The following is a 21,942-nucleotide window of genomic DNA, read 5'->3' on the forward strand; positions in this document are numbered from 1 at the left end:
TTTCGTTTAATGGCAAAACCACAAGGCGGCTGATCATCGACCGCCTCGCAGCCCATAGACCGGATTAGTCTAATTTATCTTCTGCAGTTTCAAAGTTTTGAATCGCATCTTCATGCACTTCTTCAACTTGTTCTGCAGCTTGTTTTTCTAATTCTTTTGCAGATTGTTGTTCAGCAAATTTTGTTAAAGCATCTACTGTAATCAAATCATCATCTTCGTCATCCATGTCGCGTAATTCGATTTCTTCGTCTTGGATATCTAAGACACGCATGTCTAAACCTAATGATTGTAATTCTTTAACTAATACACGGAATGATTCTGGTACACCAGGTTTTGGAATTGGTTCGCCCTTAACGATTGCTTCGTATGTTTTCACACGACCAACAACATCATCTGATTTATATGTCAAGATTTCTTGTAGGGTATAAGCAGCACCATAAGCTTCCAGTGCCCAAACTTCCATTTCCCCAAAACGTTGTCCACCAAATTGAGCTTTACCACCCAATGGTTGTTGTGTAACCAATGAGTAAGGTCCAATTGAACGAGCATGTAATTTATCATCGACCATGTGGGCAAGTTTAATCATATACATAACCCCAACAGACACACGTCCATCAAAAGGTTCCCCAGTACGTCCATCATAAAGAACTGTTTTAGCATCGCTAGCCATACCAGCTTCACGAACTGTTGCCCAAACATCTTCATCAGTCGCGCCATCAAATACAGGAGTCGCTACGTGGATTCCTAATTGACGTGCAGCCATACCTAAGTGTAATTCTAATACTTGTCCGATGTTCATCCGAGATGGTACCCCTAATGGATTCAACATGATATCGATTGGTGTTCCATCAGGTAAGAATGGCATATCTTCTTCTGGCATAATACGGGATACAACCCCTTTATTACCATGACGACCGGCCATTTTATCCCCTTCATGAATTTTACGTTTTTGAACGATATAAACACGAACGAGCATGTTAACACCTGGTGACAATTCATCGCCAGCTTCACGAGTAAAGATTTTTACGTCGTGAACGATTCCGCCACCACCATGTGGTACACGTAATGAAGTATCGCGAACTTCACGAGCTTTTTCGCCAAAGATTGCATGTAGCAAGCGTTCTTCTGCTGATAATTCAGTTACACCTTTTGGAGTGACTTTACCAACAAGTAAATCGCCATCTTGAACTTCCGCACCAATGCGGATAATGCCCATTTCATCTAAGTCTTTCAAAGCGTCTTCCCCAACGTTAGGGATTTCGCGAGTAATTTCTTCAGGTCCTAATTTTGTATCACGAGCTTCTGATTCGTACTCTTCAATATGAATTGAAGTATAAACATCATCTTTTACAAGACGACGGCTCATGATAATCGCATCTTCATAGTTGTAACCTTCCCAAGTCATGAAACCAACTAAAACGTTTTGTCCTAGCGCCATTTCACCTTGTTCCATAGAAGGTCCATCTGCTAAAGTATCACCTTTTTCAACGCGTTCACCTAAAAGGGCGATTGGGCGTTGGTTATAACTTGTTCCAGAGTTTGAACGACGGAATTTTGTTACAACATATTTATCTAATGCTCCGTTATCACGACGAACGCGGATTTCTGAAGCATCTACATACTCAACGACACCGTCATGTTTACACAATAATGCAGCACCTGAGTCATGCGCAGATTTATATTCCATACCAGTACCAACCCATGGTGATTGCGGATTGATCAATGGAACAGCTTGACGCTGCATGTTGGCACCCATCAAGGCACGGTTGGAGTCATCGTTTTCCAAGAAAGGAATACATGCTGTCGCAACAGCAACTACTTGCTTAGGAGAAACGTCCATGTAGTCAACTTTATCAATAGAAACTTCTAAGTTTTCACTTTGTGCACGAGCCATTACAACATCTTCAGCAAATGTACCATCTTCATTTAGAAGGCTGTTTGCTTGGGCAACGATATAGTGGTCTTCGATGTCAGCAGTTAGGTAATCAATTTGATCAGTAACACGCCCTGTCGCGCGATCAACTCGGCGATATGGTGTTTCAATAAAACCAAACTTATTAACTTTTGCATAACTTGACAAACTGTTAATTAATCCGATATTCGGACCTTCAGGGGTTTCAATCGGACACATACGACCATAGTGAGAATAGTGAACGTCACGAACTTCATAACCAGCACGGTCACGAGTCAAACCACCAGGCCCTAAGGCTGATAGACGACGTTTGTGTGTTAACTCACCCAATGGATTTGTTTGGTCCATGAACTGTGATAGCTGTGAAGAACCAAAGAATTCTTTGATACTTGCTACAACTGGACGAATATTAATCAATTGTTGTGGTGTTAAAGTCTCTGTGTCTTGAATAGACATTCTTTCACGTACCACACGTTCCATACGAGCTAAACCAATACGGAATTGATTTTGTAATAATTCACCAACTGAACGGATACGACGATTACCTAAGTGGTCGATATCATCAACATTCCCGATATCTTCCATTAAGTTCAAGAAGTAACTCATTGAAGCAATAATATCTGCAGGACGAATTGTCTTAACAGCTGCTTCTGGGTAACCATTACCGATTACATTAACTTCACGTTCTGGATCTTTTGGTGAAAAGACTTTGATTACTTGAACAGTCATTGGATCAGTTACTACACCGTCTTCAGATGGGTAATAAGTAACTGAGTTTAAGCCATTGTCAATAAATGGAGCTAATGTTTCCATCACTTGGTGAGTCAACACAGTTCCTTTTTCAACGATGATTTCACCAGTTTCTGGATCAACTAATGTTTCAGCTAATGTTAAGTTTAATAGACGTGTTTTTAAGTCTAATTTCTTATTTACTTTGTAACGACCAACATTTGCTAAGTCGTAACGTTTTGGATCGAAGAAACGAGCATTTAATAAGTTACGAGAACTATCTGCTGTTTTTGGTTCTCCTGGACGTAAACGTTCGTAAACATCTTTCAAACCTTCTTCTGTACGTGAATCACTTGCATTTTTGTGCAAGTCTTTTTCAATAGTGTTACGTAATGTTTCGCTATCGCCGAAGATTTCAAAAATCGTATCATCAGAACCAAATCCTAATGCACGAACCAAAACAGTCAAAGGAATTTTACGTGTACGGTCGATACGTACATAAGAAATATCTTTTGCATCAGTTTCCATTTCCAACCAAGCACCACGGTTAGGAATAACTGTTGAGCCAAAGCCTTCTTTTCCGTTTTTATCTACTTTCCCATGGAAGTAAACACCTGGTGAACGAACTAATTGAGAAACAATTACACGTTCAGCACCATTGATAATAAATGTACCTTGTTCAGTCATTAGTGGGAAATCGCCAAAGAATACTTCTTGTGCTTTGATTTCACCTGTTTCACGATTTGTTAAACGCAAAGTAACATGTAATGGTGCAGAATAGTTAGCGTCATGTGCGCGAGCTTCTGCTACTGTATACTTAGGTTCCTTAAGTTCATAATCCACAAATTCCAAAGATAAATTGCCATTAAAATCATCGATTGGCAAAATGTCTTCAAACATTTCTCTAAGTCCTTCATCTAAGAACCATTGGTAAGAGTCTGTTTGAATTTCAATCAAATTTGGTAATTCCAACACTTCACTGATGCGTGCGAAACTTCTACGTTCGCGATGTTTTCCGTATTTTACTACGTGTCCAGCCAAGCTCTTCACCCCTCTAAAATGTCATTCAAAAAGACTACCCGACTAATTGTTACAAAAATATTTCAAATATTTTTTTTAGGTAACAACAGACATTTTTTGCGGCTTTTAGGCAAAAAAAAACCAAAAATAGAACAATCTCTTGAAAACTTACTTTCGTGAGCTCCTACTTTTGTTTCTCTTATAAAGCCGAAACGGACAATATTTCGTTTCTGCCTTTCATTCATCAGATAGTTTTTGCAACTTCATATAATACACGTATTTCGTACAAAAGTCAACCTCTCATCGCTTACCTCACTTGCTTTCGCAACCTTTTCTTAATTTTTCATCTACTACCAATTTTTTTCATTGTTCACTTTTGTGTTGACAGACCAAACCTCCTTTGCTAAGATTGAGAAAATTCATTTTGTGGAGGAACTACTATGATTACTAATCGAATAACACCAACACAACTGAATAACTTTTACTTTAGCTACTTTAGATAGGTTTGTATTCATCATGATGGATACAAACGTTAAACAACTTGTTTGTATCTATGATGGCTAAAGAACTTTGTATTACGCAAAAAGCCACGTAGACATTACGCTAAGTGGCTAAGCAAAGAAAATACAAAGTATTTCTGGTACCATACTTTTCTATTTATTTTCTCGCTTTTTCGAATCCATTTAGACGTCATGTCTGAATGGATTTTTTTGTTTCTTAAAACTAAGGAGGAAATCAAATGAAAAAGAATGTATTAATTGGACTTGGACTAACAGTATTACTTGCACTAGGCGGCTGTGCTCAAAAAAGCGAAGCAAAAAATGGCGATGAAGAAATGAAAACCGTCGGCGTACTTCAACTTGTACAGCATAATTCACTCGACGATTCCTATAAAGGATTCAAAGAAGGCTTGTCAGAAGGTGGCTACGTTGAAGGTAAAAATTTAACGATTGACTATCAAAACGCTCAAAACAATCAGGATAACTTGAAAAGCATGAGCGAAAAATTAGTCAAAGAAAAACCTGATTTATTATTGGGGATTGCAACACCTGCTGCCCAATCATTACTAAATGAAACGACAACTATTCCAATTACTGTTACTGCGGTGACTGATTTAAAAGAAGCAAAACTAGTTTCTTCCAACAAAGAACCTGGCGGGAACGTCACTGGAACTTCTGATATGGTTCCAATCAAAAAACAAATTGATTTATTACTAAGCATCGTTCCTGGCGCTAAAAAAATCGGAATCATGTACAACAACGGTGAAGCAAACTCTAAGCTTCAAGGCGATCTTGCTCAAAAAGAATTAGAAAAAGCGGGAATCAAAGTAAAAGTCTTAACTGCTAACTCCACCAACGATGTTCAACAAGTAACGAAAAGTTTAGCCAAAGATGTTGATGGTATTTATATTCCAACAGACAATACATTTGCTAGTGCCGCAAGTGTCGTCGGTGAAGTCGCAAAAGAAACGCAGACCCCTGTCGTCGCTGGTTCAGCTGCACAAGTAAAAGAAGGCGGACTTGCAACTGTCGGCATTGATTATGAAAAACTTGGAAAACAAACTGGAATCATGGCTGCAAAAATTCTTGATGGAAAAGCAACACCCGACTCACTTCCTGTCGAATCTGCAGACGATTTAGAACTAGTTGTGAATGAAAAAATGGCAGATGCTTTAGGGATTGATCCTTCCAGCATCAAAGTAGCCGAATAGCAGACAATAGGAGGAGCAAAACATGTTAAATCTACTTTCAATTTTCTTATCATCTGCCTCACAAGGTGTTCTTTGGGCATTATTAGCAATTGGTGTTTATATTACGTTTCGTATTTTAGATATTGCTGATTTAACTGCTGAAGGAAGTTTTCCTTTAGGTGCTGGAATTGCAGCAATGAGTATTACACAAGGAATTCATCCTTTGCTTGCCTGCCTGCTAGGTTTTTTAGGCGGTGCGTTAGCTGGATTAGTTTCTGGCTTGCTTCATACCAAACTAAAAATCCCTGCATTACTTGCAGGGATCATTACCATGACAGGTTTGTATTCTGTGACCTCACGAGTGATGGGCGCACCTAATATCTCATTGCTTGGACAGCCCACTATTTTTGAATGGGTCGAATCATTGGGTGTTTCAAAAACAACTGCCGTTTTAATTGTCGGTTTATGTATCGCTTTACTGATTGTTTTTCTACTAGTGTTTTTCTTAAGAACAGAAACAGGGCTTGCAATTCGAGCAACGGGAGACAACCTAGCGATGAGTGAAGCAAATGGAATCAACACGGATAACATGAAAATCATTGGCTATATGATCTCCAATGGTTGTATTGCTTTAGCTGGCTCATTGCTTGCACAAAACAATGGCTTTGCTGACTTGAATTCTGGAATTGGCACAATTGTTATTGGCTTAGCTTCGATTATTATTGCGGAAGTTTTATTCCGTAACCAACCTCTACTTTCACGTTTCTTAACAGTCATTCTTGGTGCAGTGATTTATCGCTTCATTTTGGCACTCGTTTTCGAATTGAATGTCGAACCTAGTGACTCTAAATTAGCTTCTGCATTAGTTTTAGTTATCTGTTTATCTTTCCCACAAATTCAAGAAAAATTGCGCATTCCTAAATTCAATCGAGGAGGGAACAACAAATGAGTCCTGTATTGACAATTAAAGATCTACATCATACTTTTGAAAAAGGAACAACAAATGAAAATCATGTACTAAAAGGAATCAACCTCGCACTCCAACCAGAAGATTTTGTAACAATTATTGGAGGAAATGGTGCTGGAAAATCTACCTTACTTAATAGCATTGCAGGAACTTTTACTGTCGATCAAGGGCAAATTCTCTTACGTGAACAAGACATTACCAAAAAATCTGTAGTAGAACGTTCCAAAAATATCAGCCGTGTATTCCAAGATCCCAAGCTAGGGACAGCTGTTCGTTTAACTGTTGAAGAGAATTTAGCTCTTGCAATGAAACGAGGCAAAAAACGTGGTTTCTTTCGTGGCGTAAAGCCTCAGGACCGCCAATTTTTTAAAGAACAACTAGCAAGCCTGAATTTAGGATTAGAAAATCGTTTGACTACAGAAATTGGTTTATTATCTGGCGGGCAACGACAAGCAATCACATTATTAATGGCGACGTTACAACGCCCCGAATTGATTTTATTAGATGAACATACTGCTGCACTGGATCCGGCAACTTCTGCTACTGTAATGGAATTGACTCAGAAATTAATTCAGGAACAAAAATTAACAGCTTTCATGGTTACACATGATATGGAAGATGCCATTCGTTACGGCAATCGCTTAATCATGTTGCATCAAGGACAAATCGTTGTTGATATTGCAAATGAAGAAAAACAACAATTAACTGTTACTAAATTACTTGATCTTTTCAAAAAGAATAGCGGTACAACACTGAAAGAAGATACTGTTCTTTTAGCTTAATTCAATAAAAAGAAAAGCAGCTGAAATTAACTTTTTACTATTGTATACGAAGAAAGCCAGAATTTGATACAATAGCAAAAAAGGAGTTGGATAATCAGATGGCTACAAAAGATACTGTACTTCGTTTACTAAAAAATTCAACGACATTTCTTTCTGGAGAAAAAATTGCCCAAGAACTACAACTTTCTCGTACCAGTGTTTGGAAAGCAATCAAAGAATTAGAAAAAGCGGGCTATCAATTTGAACATGGGCCAACCGGCTATCGGTACTTACCCTCTGATGTACTAGACGCAACAGAAATCAAACAGGAACTTCAGAACGACCAGCCACATTTGCACGTGCAGACAATGGCTACTTCTGAATCAACGATGCAAGATGCAAAACTAGTTGCCGCAAAAGGAGCAGACTACCCTGCATTATTTGTGGCAGACATGCAGGAAAATGCACGTGGTCGTTTCGGCCGACCATTTTTTGCCGAACCAGAACGTGGCATTTACATGAGTTTACTTTTGCATCCCAACCAAGAGTTTGATGAATTACCTCAATACACTTTAGTTGCAGCCAGCGCTTGTGCTAAAGCAATCGAAAAACTTACGGGGGCATCAACTCAAATCAAATGGGTCAATGATATTTATATCAATGGTAAAAAAGTTTGTGGTATTTTATCAGAAGCGATTAGCGATATGGAATCTGGCAGAATCAGCCATGTAATTATTGGGATGGGTATTAATTTTTCATTACCACAAAATGAATTTCCCCAAGAAATACAGCAAAAAGCAACTTCTATATTTCCTGATGGTCATGCAACGATTACTCGTAATCAATTAATCATTGAAATTTGGAAAGAATTATTTGCTTACTTACGTGAGCCAGCAAATAAAGAATACTTATCCTTCTATCGAAAAAAATCATTTGTTTTAGGTAAACAAGTTTCTTTTACTCAAAAAGGTATCACGTATCATGGCGTTGCTAAATCAATTACGGATACAGGTGAATTAGTAGTTCAAACTCCTCAAGAACTTAAAATATTATCTTCTGGGGAAATCAGTCTTTCATCAATCAATTAAAAATACGCATACCTTATGACAAATTTTCTATCATAAGATATGCGTATTTTTTATTAGATGTTTTGAAAAAGAATAGTTAACAATAATCCTAAAACATAGCTACCATTAAACAAAATCATGTTTTTGATGGAATAACTAAAACTAATTGGTTGTGGCAAACTTTTTTTGAATGCTTGCAAGTTCCCGTGAATTTTCGGAAAAGTTGCTAAGATAATCAAGATTGGCCATTCAAATACGCCCGTCAACAATCCTAATAATATCGCTACATAACTAGCATACATCAAGCTTTGAAAAAGAACTGTTCCCACTGGGCGACCAATATAAAACACTAACGTATAACGATGATTTTCAATGTCTCGATCAAGATCTCTTAAATTATTGGCTAGCATGATATTGGCAATTGTAAAAACTAATGGTAAAGAAGCAAGAACAATAGCCGCAACTGCCCAAAAATTCCCTTCCAACGTAAAATTACCAGTTTGGAAATCAATCATTAAATCATAGACATTCGTATTATGAGTATTGACATAAACAACCATTGCAAAAATCCCCAGACCCATCGTAAATCCACTAAAAATTTCTCCTAATGGCATACGTGATAAAGGAATTGGTCCAAAAGTATAAAACACACCAATAAAACAGCAAACAGCGCCCATCACTAACAGTAACCAGCCCGTTTGGATTGTCAAAATGATACCGATAATAAAAACAAATGCAATCATCCCCAAAATCATATTTCGAATAATTTTTGGTGAAGTATTTGTTCGACCAATTACGTTTTCTTGATATTTATAGACTTCCGAATGCGCTTTTTGATAATCCATATAATTATTGATTGCTGTCGTTGCTAAATCAAAAACTAACATTCCTATAAAAAATAAAAGTGTACTTAACCAGTGTACTTCATGAAAAAAAGCGATAGAGAATAAGACCCCTATCGCAAAAGGAAATACACTTGCCACTTTTGTTCGAATCTCAACGACTTCTAAAAAAATTTTCAGTGACATCTGCTTACTCCTATTCTAGCTTCGAACGATCACCCATTGAGTAATCTGAGTCTTCCGCTAATTTGAATTCATCTTTGATTGGATCAGTCACATAGACTTTTCCTTCTTTGGTAACAAAAATAGCATTTGTTCCATTATCTAATTCTTCAACATAAGATAACCCTTTTTTCACACCCATTGAGAAAACTGCTGTTGAAAGGCCGTCACCATCAACTGATTTATTTGTGATGATTGTCACACTAGCAATATCATTGTCAAAAGGATATCCTGTTTGAGGATCAAATAAATGATGGTATTTCACACCATCTACTTCCAAATAGCGTTCATAAATTCCAGAGGTTACGAGCGTTTTATTTTTTTCTTTGATTGTCCCTAAAACCGAACCACGAGCAAGATTAGGATCCTGAATGCCGACATTCCAATCTTGATTTTCTCCACGAGGACTGTGTCCTAAAACATACACATTTCCGCCTAAATCAACAATTGCTGTTGTTACGCCGTTATCTTTTAGTACCTTGACAACTTCATCCGTAATGTATCCTTTAGCAATTGCCCCTAAGTCAATAATCATTCCTTTTTCTTTTAAGTAAACAGTTTTTTCTTCATCATTCAATTCAATTTTATGATAGTCAACTAATTTTAAAGCTTGATCAATTTCTTCTTGTGATGGTTTTCTGGCATCATCAAAACCAATGCGCCACAGTTGTGTTACTGAACCAATTGCCATGTCAAAACCGCCACGAGAATCTTCACTATATTCATACGCTTTCTTCACAAGTGAATAAACATCATCAGAAACTTTAACAGGTTTAATACCTGCTTGTGCATTGACCTCATCAATCTCGGAACCTGATTGATTGATTGTAATTTTGTCGCCTAATTCTTTTACTCGATCAAAGGCTGGTGTTAATACAGATTTTTTTCCTTCATCATACACTCGTATTCGTACATAAGTTCCTAACAAGAATTTTTCTTGTGCATATGGTTCACTCAAAATTCCTTTGGCTGGTTTATCGCTATCAGCTGTCTTTTCAGATGATGAACCACAACCAACTAGTGCAACTAAGGTACATACGGCTATTAAGGAAAGTAGTAATTTTTTACGCATAATTTTCCCCTTTTTACTTATTCTCAAGTTATCATACCTTCTTTTTTTCTAAATGAAAAGGTCGACACCAAAAAGAAAGAGGCTGATCCCAATTAAGTGATCAGCCCGTCATCATTTCTTGTTTAATTATTTAGTTACGATGTTGTCAACTTCAATTGTCGTTGTATCGCCTTTTTCAGCAGCATTGATCAATTGTTGACCATACATAATAAATGAATGTGAGCTATGTGTAGCACCTGTTACTACTTCTACATCAGCTGGTGAACCGTCTTCTTCACTCATAACTTTAACTAATTCTTCGTTTAGTTCTGGGATGTATGTTTCTGGAGCAGTTCCGCTTTTTTCTTTCATTGATTTGTTGTATTCAGCGTCATCTTGTTTTGATTTTCCATCTGCATTGATGTAATCAAAGTTTGATTTTGTAACTTTACCATCAGCTACAGTTAATTCAAATGTTGTACGGTAACCATTTTTTTCATTTTTTTCTTCTAAAGTATAAGTACCATCTTTCAAGTCAGCACCATTATCAATTTCAATTGTTTCTGTGTTTCCAGCTTGAGCAGCTTGGACTAATTGTTGAGCGTAGTTTTGGAAGCTTTCTGATGAATGAGTTGCTCCTGTTACTACTTCTACATCACCTGGGTTTTGTGCTTCAACAAATTTTTCATTTAATTCAGGAATAAATGCTTCTGGATTTGTACCAGATTTTGCTTTCATATTTTTATTGTAATCAGCATCTTCTTGTTTTGATTTTCCATCTTCATTTACATTGTCATAGTTTGATTCAGTGATCTTTCCATCTTTAACAACGATTGTGAACACGGTACGATAACCATTTGAATAATTTTTTTCTTCTAATTTATATGTGCCATCTTGTAATTCTCCACCTGCGATTACAGTTGCAGTTGATTCAGTTGTTGAACTTTGTGAAGATTGTGCAACTGAAGATTCTGAAGTTGAACTTTCTGAACTACTGTTGTTGTCTGCTCCACAAGCTCCTAATACCAAGGCTGAAAACGCTAAAACAGCAAATCCAGTTACAAAACGATTCTTTTTCATTATTAACCCACCAATCCCTTTTTATAATTCTTATAAATAATTTGTGATTCATTATACATTCTAATGAATCACACCAATAAGTCAACCGTTTTCTTAAAAAAATAACATGAATATGTAAATCGTTTTCTTTCAGTAACTTTCGTGAAAAAAGCGCTTAATAATCTTTTGATTAAAAAATGGAAAAGGAGTTAGACAAATTTACATAACGTATATATAATGTAAAAGGATTGTGTAATAATTATCAAACTGAAATGTTTACTAAGGAGCGGATTATCAATGACAAAGCAAAACATTGTCGTTGTAGGTGCAGGGTATGCCGGTGTGTCAGCAACAAAATTACTGGCAAAAAAACTTAAAAAAGAAGACGTAACGATCACTTTGATTGATCGCCATTCTTATCACACTATGATGACAGAACTACATGAAGTTGCCGGAGGACGTGTTGAACCAGAAGCCATTCAATATGACTTACAACACTTATTCTCTCGCCAAAAAAATGTGCAATTAGTTACCGATACAGTAATTGGTATCGACAAAGAAAAGAAAATTGTTAAAACAAAACTAGGTACTTATCCATTTGATCAATTGATTTTAGGTATGGGTGGTGAACCAAATGATTTCGGAACTCCTGGAGTGAAGGAACATGGATTCACACTTTGGTCATTTGAAGACTCAGTAAAAATTCGTGAACACATTGAAACAACTGTTGCTAAAGCAGCAATTGAACCAGATGATGCCTTACGAAAAGCAATGCTAACATTCGTTGTCTGTGGTTCTGGATTCACTGGGATTGAAATGATTGGTGAGTTAATCGATTGGAAAGCTCGTTTAGCAAAAGACTATAAATTAGATCCAAACGAAATTACTTTAATGGTTGTTGAAGCAATGCCAACAATTTTAAATATGCTTGATCGTAACGACGCTGCTAAAGCAGAACGTTACTTACAAAAGCACAACGTTGAACTATTGTTAAATTCACCAATCGTTGAAGTGGATGCGGATCACATTAAATTAAAAGACGGACGTCAAATTCCAACACACACATTAATTTGGACTGCTGGTGTCAAAGGTACAACGGATGCTGCTGACTTTGGTCTTGAAACAGCACGTGGCCAACGTCTAGTTGCTAATGAATACATGCAAGCTAAAGGATATGAAGATAAAAACATTTATATCATTGGTGATTTAGTATTCTACGAAGAATTTCCAAATACACCAACTCCTCAAATCGTTCAAGCGGCTGAACAAACAGGTCATACTGCTGCTGCAAACATCGTCGCTTCTATTAAGGGTGGCGAGAAACATAAATTCAAAGGAAATTATCAAGGATTTATGGTTTCAATTGGAGCCAAATGGGGCGTTGCAAACTTATTTGATAAAATTCATTTAAGCGGATTTTTAGCTATCATTATGAAACATATCGTTAACTTAAAATATTTCTTCGATATTCGTTCTGGTTACTATATGTTCCAATACTTGATGCATGAGTTCTTCCACATTAAAGATGATCGTAATGTTGCCCGCGGACATTCTTCACGTTACGGAAATGTTTTGTGGAGTGTTCCTCTTCGTGTTTTCTACGGACTGGTATGGTTTATAGAAGCTGGTAAGAAAATTGTTGGTGATGGTGAAGTACTAAAACCTAGCACTTGGTTTGGTGAAGGTTCATGGTTCCAAGGAAATAGCGTATTCCCTTGGACATGGGAATACAACGTTGCAGATGTTGCAAGTGGCGCATCAGCAGCCGGTGATGCAACAACAGCTGCGAGTGGTGCTGGTGAAGCAACAGCAGAAACAGCTACACAAGCTGCACACTTTGGTTTAAGTTACGCTTATGGCGAACAACCAATGGCAGTTATCGAAAAATCACCAAATTGGTTTACAAAAATCATGCAATTTATTATGCCCAATAATGACGTTGCAATGTTCTTCCAAAAATTCATGGTCTTCTTCGAAATTGCTTTAGCATTAGCATTGATTGCAGGATTATTTACATGGTTATGTAGTGCAACAACAATCGTTCTTGTCATTACTTTCTGTCTATCAGGTATGTTCTATTGGGTAAACATTTGGTTTATCTTTGTAGCATTCGCACTTATGAATGGTTCTGGTCGCGCAATTGGTTTAGATCGTTGGGTTATCCCATGGTTACAACGTACACTAGGTAGTTGGTGGTATGGTAGACCAAAAGCTCGCTACGGCGAAAAATAAAATGATTTTAGAAGAAAGTTCTAGGGGAACCTAGGACTTTCTTTTGTTCCTATGCTAAAATTGGAGCAGTTATTCTGGAACAAGGGGGTCAATTACAGAATGAAAGATTTTATCAAGAAAAGTTTACTCAAACCATGGGATATTTTCATCATTATGCTTTTGATTGTCCTTTCTTTTCTACCAATTATTATTTTTGGGAGTCAACAAAGTCAGTCTGTTGCAGAAAAAGAAGCTGTTTTACGCGTAGATGGAACAGAAATCAAAACGTTTCCTTTAATCAGTGGAAATAAGAGCTATACTTACACATATACAGATGCAGATGGCGACTACAATATTATTGAGATTGCCGGTGATAAAATACGAATGAAAGAAGCAGATTGTGGGGATCAAATTTGTGTTCGTCGTGGATGGGTAACGAAAAACGGCGAGACAATTGTTTGTTTACCTCATAAATTAGTGATTGAAGTTCGATCAACAGACGGGAGTGAGGCAGACAGCTTGATTTACTAGCTGGAAAAATTATGAGCAAACTACAAAAATTAATTTATATCTCCTTACTCGTGGCTCAAGGAGTCATTATTGGTTTATTAGAGAATATGATTCCTTACCCGTTTGCTTTTGCTCCTGGTGCAAAATTAGGATTAGCAAATTTAATTACCATTGTAGCCATTTTTACAATGAAAAAAAGAGATAGTTTCCTCTTGATTTGGTTGCGTTTATTTTTAACAACTTTACTTGGCGGAACGATTTCAACTTTTCTTTATAGTATGAGCGGTGCTTTATTGAGTTACTTTGGAATGCTTTTGATAAAACAATTAGGGCCAAAACGCGTCAGCATTATTGGAATCAGTGCTACAGGTGGTTTTATGCATAATGTAGGTCAATTAGTCACTGCGTCCTTTATTGCTCAATCTTGGACAGTTATGCTGTACCTACCTGTCCTTTCAATTTTTGGCATTTTATCTGGAATCGCAATTGGTATTGCCGCAAATTATTTATTACAGCATGTCCAAACACTTCAACGATTCCAACTGGATTATGAACGGGAAACCAAACAAAAATGGAGCCCAGTGTTTTTAAAAAAATAATCGTTATACGAGGAGTTTTTTATGAATCTACATCCAATGTGGAAAAATTACCCAACTTTAGCTTTAGAACTAGAAGCTACGTTAACCAAAATGGAACAAATCATCAATCTTAAAAATAAACCTGTCGAGCAAGCAATTCGTGAAACAATTCATGCTGGTGGGAAGTTATTACGACCAGCTTATCAATTACTTTTTTCACAATTTGGATCAGAACGTGATCGTGACAAAGCAATTTCGCTTGCTGCGTCAATTGAAATGTTACACACAGCAACACTCATCCACGATGATATCGTTGATGAGTCAGATTTACGCCGTGGAAAGCCCACTTTACGTAATCAATTTGGGAACACCGTTGCCGTATACGCGGGCGATTATTTATTTGTTTGTTGTTTCAAGTTATTATCAGACTACTCAACATCACTTAAAAGTTTACAACTAAACTCAAGAAGTATGGAAAAAGTACTCGATGGTGAACTTGGACAAATGGATGACCGTTATCAATACAATTTACCTGTAAAAGAATATTTAGAAAATATCTCAGGAAAAACCGCTGAACTCTTCCAATTGAGTTGTTTTATTGGTGCCTATGAAAGTGGTACATCTGAATATTTTGCTAAAAAAGCAGGTGAAATTGGCAAAAATATCGGACTTGCTTTTCAAATCATTGATGATATCTTAGATTACACACAAGACAGTGAGGAAATTGGTAAACCGGTTTTGGAAGACATGCGTCAAGGTGTCTACTCACTACCATTGATTTATTCTTTGCAAAAGGAACAGGCTGCCTTACTTCCTTATTTAGAAAAAAGAGGAGATATGACTCTTGAAGACGTCAACACAGTCCGACAATTAGTTCATGAATTTGGTGGTGTTAAACACGCACAACGATTAGCTGCTAAATATACCGATGCTGCTTTGAAAGATATTCAAAAATTACCTCAAACAACTGAACAAACCAAAGAAAATTTATTAACTTTAACACAAACAATTTTGACTAGAACAAATTAAAAACGTTCAAGCAAAAAAATCAATAGTGATTTTTTGCTTGAACGTTTTTTATTTTATGAATTTTCTAGCGCATAGTTACGAATTCTTCTGCACCAGTTGGATGAATAGCCACTGTGTCATCAAAATCTGCTTTTGTTGCACCCATTTTGATGGCAACAGCAAAACCTTGTAACATTTCATCTACACCTACACCAATAGCATGTAGCCCAACGATTTTTTCTTCTTTTCCAACACAAATCAGTTTCATTTCACATTTTTGACGATAGTCACTCAGTGCAAAGTACATTGGAGTAAAACGTGAGCGATAAACTTTGATTTCTTTTTCACCATATTTTTTCAATGCCTCTTCTTCTGTCAAACCAATCGTAGCAATTGGTGGATGTGTAAAGATCACAGTCGGAACTAAGTTATAATCCAAATGTTCATCTTTCTTGTCATTAAATAAACGCTCTGATAACCGGCGTCCAGCAGCAATTGCCACTGGTGTTAGATCGATTTTCCCAATGACGTCACCCACAGCAAAAATATGTTCATCTGTTGTATTTTGATACTTATCAACTTGAACAAAACCTTTTTTTGTAAGGGTTACATTTGTATTTTCTAGTCCAAGATTTTCAGTATTAGGTACACGACCACCTGCAAAAAGCACACAGTCACCCGTTAACGTATTACCGTTCTCAAAAACAACTGTATAGTCTTCTTCATTTTTGATAATCTCAACCGCTGTATGATTAGCAAAAGTCTTCATTCCTGCTGATTGGTATATTTCAATCAGGTTATCTGATAGCATCTTATCAAATGTGCGTAAGGGTCTTTCTTTTCGATATGCCCACATCACTTCACTACCAAACCCTTGCAACACGCCAGAAAGTTCTGCAGCAATATATCCTGCACCTAGTACAACTGTTCGAGCTGGTAACTCAGTTAATTCAAAGAAACCGTTAGAATCAATTGCGTATTCACCACCAGGGATTTTCATTTGACTTGCACGACCACCTGTCGCAATTAAAATTTTAGGTGCTTGGTATTGTTCACCATTTACTTCAACTGTTTGACTATCAATAAATGTTGCATATCCCTTAATTGCATCTACTTGATTACTGTCTAATCCTCGCTGATAAGCTCCATGTAAAAAGTCGATATATTTTTGACGTTTTTCTACTAATTCGGAAAAGTCAACCTTCGTTACATCTGCTTGAATTCCATAGCTTGATGCATCTCGCTCAATTGTTTCTAAAATCGTGCTTGCTTGCCACATCACTTTTTTAGGTACACAACCGACATTTACGCAAGTTCCGCCAAGTTCATTACTTTCAATCAATAAAACTTTCGCGCCATACATACCCGCACGGTTCGCAGAAGCAATCCCGCCGGATCCTCCACCAACCACGATATAATCATAGGTTTTCATTTCGTTCCTCCTAGAAAAGACGAGTTGCCTCGGTCATTATTCTTTCTTTTTACGAATCATATCACCTGGTTTAACTGGTTGCTCAACCGGCATTGTTAAAATCATCATTGGATTTGGTGCACGGTCAATTGATTCGCCGTCCTCATTATACATAACTTCTACCGTTTGATAAAAATGATTGAACCCAGGACCATAAAACTCAATTTCATCCCCAATAGAAAATAAGTTTCTTTGACGAATTGTCGCCATTTTCGTTTCAGTATCATAAGCTAAAACTTCTCCAACGAATTTATAAACAGGGATTTTACGTCGCGCACCAAATAATTGCTCGTTCTCACTCGGCGTATCATAATAAAATCCAGTTGCCAGTTCTCTTTGTGCAACTTTCCACAATTCATCAATCCACTCTTGTTTACATACATAATTTTCTGGATCAGCCATATAACTATCTACCGCAGCTTTATAAACATTTGAAACCGTAGAAACATAATGAATTGATTTCATTCTACCTTCGATTTTAAAGCTGTCTACGCCGTTTTCGATTAGTTCAGGAATATGTTCGATCATTGACATATCTACAGCACTCATTGAAAATTCTTCTTCGATTTCTCCAGAATCTGTCAAACTATTACGTTCTTGACCAAACGGCATATCAAACAAGCCATATTTCCAACGACATGATTGTGAACATCCACCACGGTTTGCATCACGCATCGACATGTGATTAGATAACGTACAACGACCAGAATACGAAATACACATAGCTCCATGGATGAATGCTTCTATCTCAATGTCCGTATTTTCACGAATAGCTGCAACTTCTTCCATTGATACTTCACGAGCCAAAACAACTCGTTCCAAGCCTTCCTCTTTCCAAAATTCCAAAGTTTCAAAATTGGTAGCAGAAGCTTGTGTTGACAAATGAATTGGTAACCCGGGTGCTTCTGTTGCACAAATTTCAATTAATGCTGGATCAGAGACAATCACAGCAGAAATACCAACATCACGTAAACTACGGAAAAATTCTCCCGCTCCTTCTTCGTTTCCTTCATGCGTAACCATATTTGCAGCTACATAAACTTTTGCTTGATGTTCTTTTGCAAAAGCAACACCTTCAGCCATTTCTTCATAAGTAAAATTACCCGCGCGACTTCGTAAACCATAAGCATTTCCACCGATATAAACAGCATCAGCACCATAATGAATAGCCGTTTTTAATTTTTCTAATGTTCCAGCCGGAGCTAAGACTTCCGGACGTTTTAATTTCTTTTTGGTTGTCATTTTTCTTTCGTCATACTCCTTATTTGATTGAAGTAGGATCAATATAAAAGAATCCTGTATCCAATTCTCGATTTTCTGGATGTAACTTGCGAACTTTCTCTGTTAATTCGTTTGCTATTCCTTCGTTCCAATTTCCTGCTAAAATATTATTTTTTGCTTCGACAAATAACTTAGCAATTTCAACAAAAGCTTCTCCTGAAGTGAATAAACCATCTAGTTTCCAAGTTTGATAATGATAAGTATTTAATTGTTCCAACTCGTTCATTAAATTCAAATCATTACTTGCAAAAATATGTGTGCCATGACTATCTTCGTAAATCGAATAGTGAGTTTCTTCTTTCTTAGGTTCAGAAATAAAAAGACCTCTTTCACGTCCAACTTCTTCTGTTTGTTGTGTATAGTTATAATAATTTTGTAATAGTGGTCGTTTTGATTGATGGATACAAGTAGCACCGTATACTAAAATTTCTGTTGGAACTGCTAGTGATTCTGCCATTGCTTTCATCTCATCAAAAGGAACTTCTCTCGATAAAACAGCACCAACAGCTCCTTTTTTACTCCAAAAATTAATTTGGCGTGAACTCGTTACCAGTGTTTCACCATCATAAATAAACGGCAACCGTAATTCTGGATTTTTCTTCATTGTATAAATAATTCCAGTGTCGCCTACCGTAATGACATCTGTTCCAATTTCTTTTAAAAATTGAAGATATTCTGGTACCTTTTTCATTTTTTCTGGATGAATAATACCGTTAACAGCGATATTCGCTTTTTTTTCATATTTATGTGCTAATTCAACTAATTCGCGCTGTTCTTTTCTAGTAAATGAAGCCGGCAAACGTAACCCGAATTGTTCTTCACCAAAATATAAAGTATCAACACCTGTTTTTAGTAATTCTTCTGCTTGGTTAAATGATTCAACAGTAGTTATGATTTCGATCATAGTTACCTCCTTCTACAACCTCATAATAGTAGCATAGGTCTAAAAACTTTCCAATAGTCCGTTATATTTAAAGTTGGATTTTCGAAAATATATTTTGGTTTTCTTAGTTAGAAAGTAAAAAAAATGACACAAAAATCAAAATTGATTTTTGTGTCATTTATCCAATGTAAATTCAGACAGAAACGATTTCCTTTTTAACTTTCGGTTCTCTAACATTCAAAGTGATTTTCCCTTTCGAACCACCAATAGTTACTCGATCACCTAGATGAATCTCCCCACTAAGCAAAGCTTCACTCAATCGATCTTCGACTTCTTTTTGAAGAGCACGACGGATTGGACGAGCGCCATACTCTGGATCAAATCCAGCTTTACCAATGATATCAATTGCAGCTTGGGTAATTTTCACTTCAATATCTTGGTCTGCTAAACGTTTTACAATCGCTTTACTCATAATTTGAACAATTTCACGAATTTCTTCTTTGTTCAGAGAATGGAAGACTACTGTTTCATCAATTCTGTTCAAGAATTCGGGACGAAAGGCTTTCTTTAATTCTTCCAAAATTCTTTTTTGCATTGCTTTATGATCTTTTGTTAAATCTTGGACGTTAAATCCAACATTTTTTTCTTCTCGAATTTGTGTCGCTCCAATGTTCGATGTCATAATTAGAATTGTATTTCTAAAATCAACTTTTCTACCCTTTGAATCCGTCAAATGACCATCATCAAGTACTTGTAATAATAAGTTAAAAACATCTGGATGTGCTTTTTCAACTTCATCTAACAAGATAACTGAATACGGTTTTTGGCGAATTTTTTCTGTTAATTGTCCACCTTCATCATAACCAACATAGCCTGGAGGCGAACCAATCAATCGACTAGTACTATATTTTTCCATAAATTCAGACATATCTACACGAATTAATGATTCTTCACTACCAAACATTACTTCGGATAAAGCTTTTGCAAGTTCTGTTTTTCCAACACCTGTTGGGCCAAGAAACATGAATGAACCAATTGGACGCTGTGGATCTTTCAACCCACTCCGTGCTCGACGAATTGCTCTAGATACTGCTTTAACCGCTTCGTCTTGTCCTACTACTCGTTCATGTAATAATGTTTCTAACTCTAACAAACGGTCGCTTTCTTTTTTCTCCAGTTGTTGTAATGGGACACTTGTCCATTCAGACACAACTGTTGCAACATCTTCATCCGTTACTCGATTAGCGTAACCACTTGTATTTTTTTCTTCTATTAACAAAAGTTTTTCAAGCTTTTGTGTAGCTTTCTTTTCTTGGTTGCGCAAATGAGCTGCAGTTTCAAAATCCTGTTTTTGAATTGCTCTTTCTTTCTCACTAATTAAACGGTCAATCTCAGCTTTAACTACAACTGACTCGCTTACATCACTCGTTTGATCTAATCGAACTTTTGCTGCCGATTCATCAATCAAATCAATTGCTTTATCTGGAAGCTGTCTAGAATTGATGTAGCGAACAGAAAGGGTAACTGCAGCGCGTAAAGCTTCATCAGTAATTGCTACACCATGATGTTCTTCATAACGTGAACGTAACCCACGCAAGATTTCTTCTGCTTCTTCAGCTGAAGGTTCCTCTACCTGAATACGTGCGAAACGTCTTTCTAAAGCAGAATCCTTTTCGATGTACTTTTGGTATTCATCTAAGGTTGTCGCACCAATTGTTTGAAGTTCACCGCGCGCCAATGCCGGCTTTAGAATATTTGATGCATCAATCGCGCCTTCAGCACCACCAGCGCCAATCAATGTATGTAGCTCATCAATAAACAAAATAACTTGGCCATCATTATAAATTTCGTCAATTACTTTCTTCATACGATCTTCAAATTCGCCACGATATTTTGTTCCTGCCACTAAAGAACCCATATCTAGCATCATCAAGCGTTTTGAACGCATTTCTTCAGGTACTTCACCTAAAATAATTTTCTGAGCCAATCCTTCAGCAATGGCTGTTTTACCAACGCCTGGTTCTCCAACAAGAACAGGATTGTTTTTTGTTCGTCGACTTAATACTTGGATTACTCTTTTCACTTCTTTTGAACGACCTACAACAGGGTCTAATTTATTTTCTTTCGCTAATTTAGTTAAATCACGTGCTAACGAATCTAAGGTCGGTGTTCCTTTAACGGTCTGACGTTTGTCTTGCGGACTTCTCCGACGACTAGCATTATTTTTAGGTCCTTCATTCATACCCATTTTTCGTTTAAGCATTTGGCGAACAGTAGAAACATCGACCCCTAGATTAATAAGAATGCGTGTAGCCATAATACTCTCATCTTTTAGTAAGCTAGCTAAAATCTGTTCTGTTCCGATTTTTTGAATATTCATTTTTTTTGCTTCGCTATTAGCTAATGCAAAAATTTGTTTCATTCGTGGTGAGTATGGGAGATAAATTCCTTCTGTATACTTATTTACGCCACCATAACCAATTAAATGTTCAATTTCTTCATAAATATCTGTTTCATTTACACCTAATTCACGTAAAACTTTTCCAGCAATTCCATTAGGTTCCAAAACTAAAGCTAACAAAATATGTTCAGAACTAACAGATTGGTGTTTTAATCTTTTTGCTTCATCTTGCGCAATTTCTAAAACTACTTGGGCCCGTTCATTAAAAAGTTCTTCCAT

General features: G+C 36.8%; 16 protein-coding genes. 8 read left to right on the forward strand and 8 right to left on the reverse strand.

Translation table 11 applies throughout. The annotated features are described in order from the left end of the window. Nucleotides 1-64: 64 nt before the first annotated feature. Complete coding sequence (rpoB, locus tag IGJ66_RS12050) at nt 65-3,682, reverse strand: DNA-directed RNA polymerase subunit beta (protein ID WP_082904101.1); 3,618 nt, start codon at nt 3,680-3,682, stop codon at nt 65-67. Between the two features lie 718 nt (nt 3,683-4,400). On the opposite strand from rpoB, the gene IGJ66_RS12055 reads away from it, so the two are divergent. From IGJ66_RS12055 to IGJ66_RS12070, 4 genes are all read left to right on the forward strand, one after another. After that, a complete protein-coding gene (locus IGJ66_RS12055; protein ID WP_075491748.1) occupies nt 4,401-5,372 on the forward strand; it encodes an ABC transporter substrate-binding protein in 972 nt (323 codons plus the stop codon). Nucleotides 5,373-5,394: 22 nt separating this feature from the next. After that, nucleotides 5,395-6,300 carry an ABC transporter permease gene (locus IGJ66_RS12060; protein ID WP_067484466.1) on the forward strand — a complete coding sequence of 302 codons (906 nt, stop codon included), beginning with the start codon at nt 5,395-5,397 and terminating at the stop codon, nt 6,298-6,300. Continuing rightward, a complete protein-coding gene (locus IGJ66_RS12065; protein WP_067484464.1) occupies nt 6,297-7,100 on the forward strand; it encodes an ABC transporter ATP-binding protein in 804 nt (267 codons plus the stop codon). Before IGJ66_RS12060 ends, IGJ66_RS12065 begins: the two co-directional genes overlap by 4 nt. Nucleotides 7,101-7,198: 98 nt before the next feature. Further along, nucleotides 7,199-8,167 carry a biotin--[acetyl-CoA-carboxylase] ligase gene (locus tag IGJ66_RS12070; RefSeq protein ID WP_086270519.1) on the forward strand — a complete coding sequence of 323 codons (969 nt, stop codon included), beginning with the start codon at nt 7,199-7,201 and terminating at the stop codon, nt 8,165-8,167. Nucleotides 8,168-8,220: 53 nt separating this feature from the next. On the opposite strand, the gene menA is transcribed toward IGJ66_RS12070, so the two are convergent. The 3 genes from menA to pplA form a co-directional block, all read right to left on the reverse strand. Further along, nucleotides 8,221-9,174: a 1,4-dihydroxy-2-naphthoate polyprenyltransferase gene (gene menA, locus IGJ66_RS12075; RefSeq protein WP_067484458.1), complete on the reverse strand. Its 954-nt coding sequence runs from the start codon at nt 9,172-9,174 to the stop codon at nt 8,221-8,223. Between the two features lie 10 nt (nt 9,175-9,184). Further along, nucleotides 9,185-10,282 carry an FAD:protein FMN transferase gene (locus IGJ66_RS12080; protein WP_430616660.1) on the reverse strand — a complete coding sequence of 366 codons (1,098 nt, stop codon included), beginning with the start codon at nt 10,280-10,282 and terminating at the stop codon, nt 9,185-9,187. A 126-nt stretch (nt 10,283-10,408) separates the two neighbouring features. After that, nucleotides 10,409-11,341, reverse strand: coding sequence for an extracellular electron transfer flavoprotein PplA (gene pplA, locus IGJ66_RS12085; RefSeq protein ID WP_067484454.1), 933 nt, complete (start codon nt 11,339-11,341; stop codon nt 10,409-10,411). 276 nt (nt 11,342-11,617) lie between these two features. Between pplA and IGJ66_RS12090 the strand changes: the two genes are divergently transcribed. The 4 genes from IGJ66_RS12090 to IGJ66_RS12105 all read left to right on the forward strand — a co-directional run bounded on the left by IGJ66_RS12090 (nt 11,618) and on the right by IGJ66_RS12105 (nt 15,648). Then, a complete protein-coding gene (locus tag IGJ66_RS12090; protein ID WP_067484452.1) occupies nt 11,618-13,552 on the forward strand; it encodes an NAD(P)/FAD-dependent oxidoreductase in 1,935 nt (644 codons plus the stop codon). Nucleotides 13,553-13,651: 99 nt separating this feature from the next. After that, the gene (locus tag IGJ66_RS12095; RefSeq protein ID WP_067484449.1) at nt 13,652-14,062 is read left to right on the forward strand and encodes a NusG domain II-containing protein; all 411 of its coding nucleotides are present in this window, start codon (nt 13,652-13,654) and stop codon (nt 14,060-14,062) included. An 11-nt stretch (nt 14,063-14,073) separates the two neighbouring features. Further along, complete coding sequence (locus IGJ66_RS12100) at nt 14,074-14,640, forward strand: Gx transporter family protein (protein WP_071869254.1); 567 nt, start codon at nt 14,074-14,076, stop codon at nt 14,638-14,640. Nucleotides 14,641-14,661: 21 nt separating this feature from the next. Next, entirely contained in the window at nt 14,662-15,648 is a 987-nt protein-coding gene (locus IGJ66_RS12105) for a polyprenyl synthetase family protein (RefSeq protein ID WP_430616661.1), read from the forward strand. A gap of 64 nt (nt 15,649-15,712) precedes the next feature. Here IGJ66_RS12105 and gor read toward each other — a convergent pair whose 3' ends face one another. The 4 genes from gor to IGJ66_RS12125 form a co-directional block, all read right to left on the reverse strand. Continuing rightward, nucleotides 15,713-17,059 carry a glutathione-disulfide reductase gene (gene gor / locus IGJ66_RS12110; protein WP_311817928.1) on the reverse strand — a complete coding sequence of 449 codons (1,347 nt, stop codon included), beginning with the start codon at nt 17,057-17,059 and terminating at the stop codon, nt 15,713-15,715. 36 nt (nt 17,060-17,095) lie between these two features. Next, the gene (locus IGJ66_RS12115; RefSeq protein WP_095803882.1) at nt 17,096-18,340 is read right to left on the reverse strand and encodes a peptidase U32 family protein; all 1,245 of its coding nucleotides are present in this window, start codon (nt 18,338-18,340) and stop codon (nt 17,096-17,098) included. Between the two features lie 19 nt (nt 18,341-18,359). After that, nucleotides 18,360-19,283, reverse strand: coding sequence for a peptidase U32 family protein (locus IGJ66_RS12120; RefSeq protein WP_430616662.1), 924 nt, complete (start codon nt 19,281-19,283; stop codon nt 18,360-18,362). A 172-nt stretch (nt 19,284-19,455) separates the two neighbouring features. Then, on the reverse strand, nt 19,456-21,942 hold the full coding sequence (locus tag IGJ66_RS12125; RefSeq protein WP_430616663.1) for an ATP-dependent Clp protease ATP-binding subunit: 2,487 nt from the start codon (nt 21,940-21,942) through the stop codon (nt 19,456-19,458).

The sequence above is a fragment of the Enterococcus sp. DIV0176 genome, assembly GCF_050528535.1.
Lineage (GTDB): Bacteria > Bacillota > Bacilli > Lactobacillales > Enterococcaceae > Enterococcus_B > Enterococcus_B thailandicus.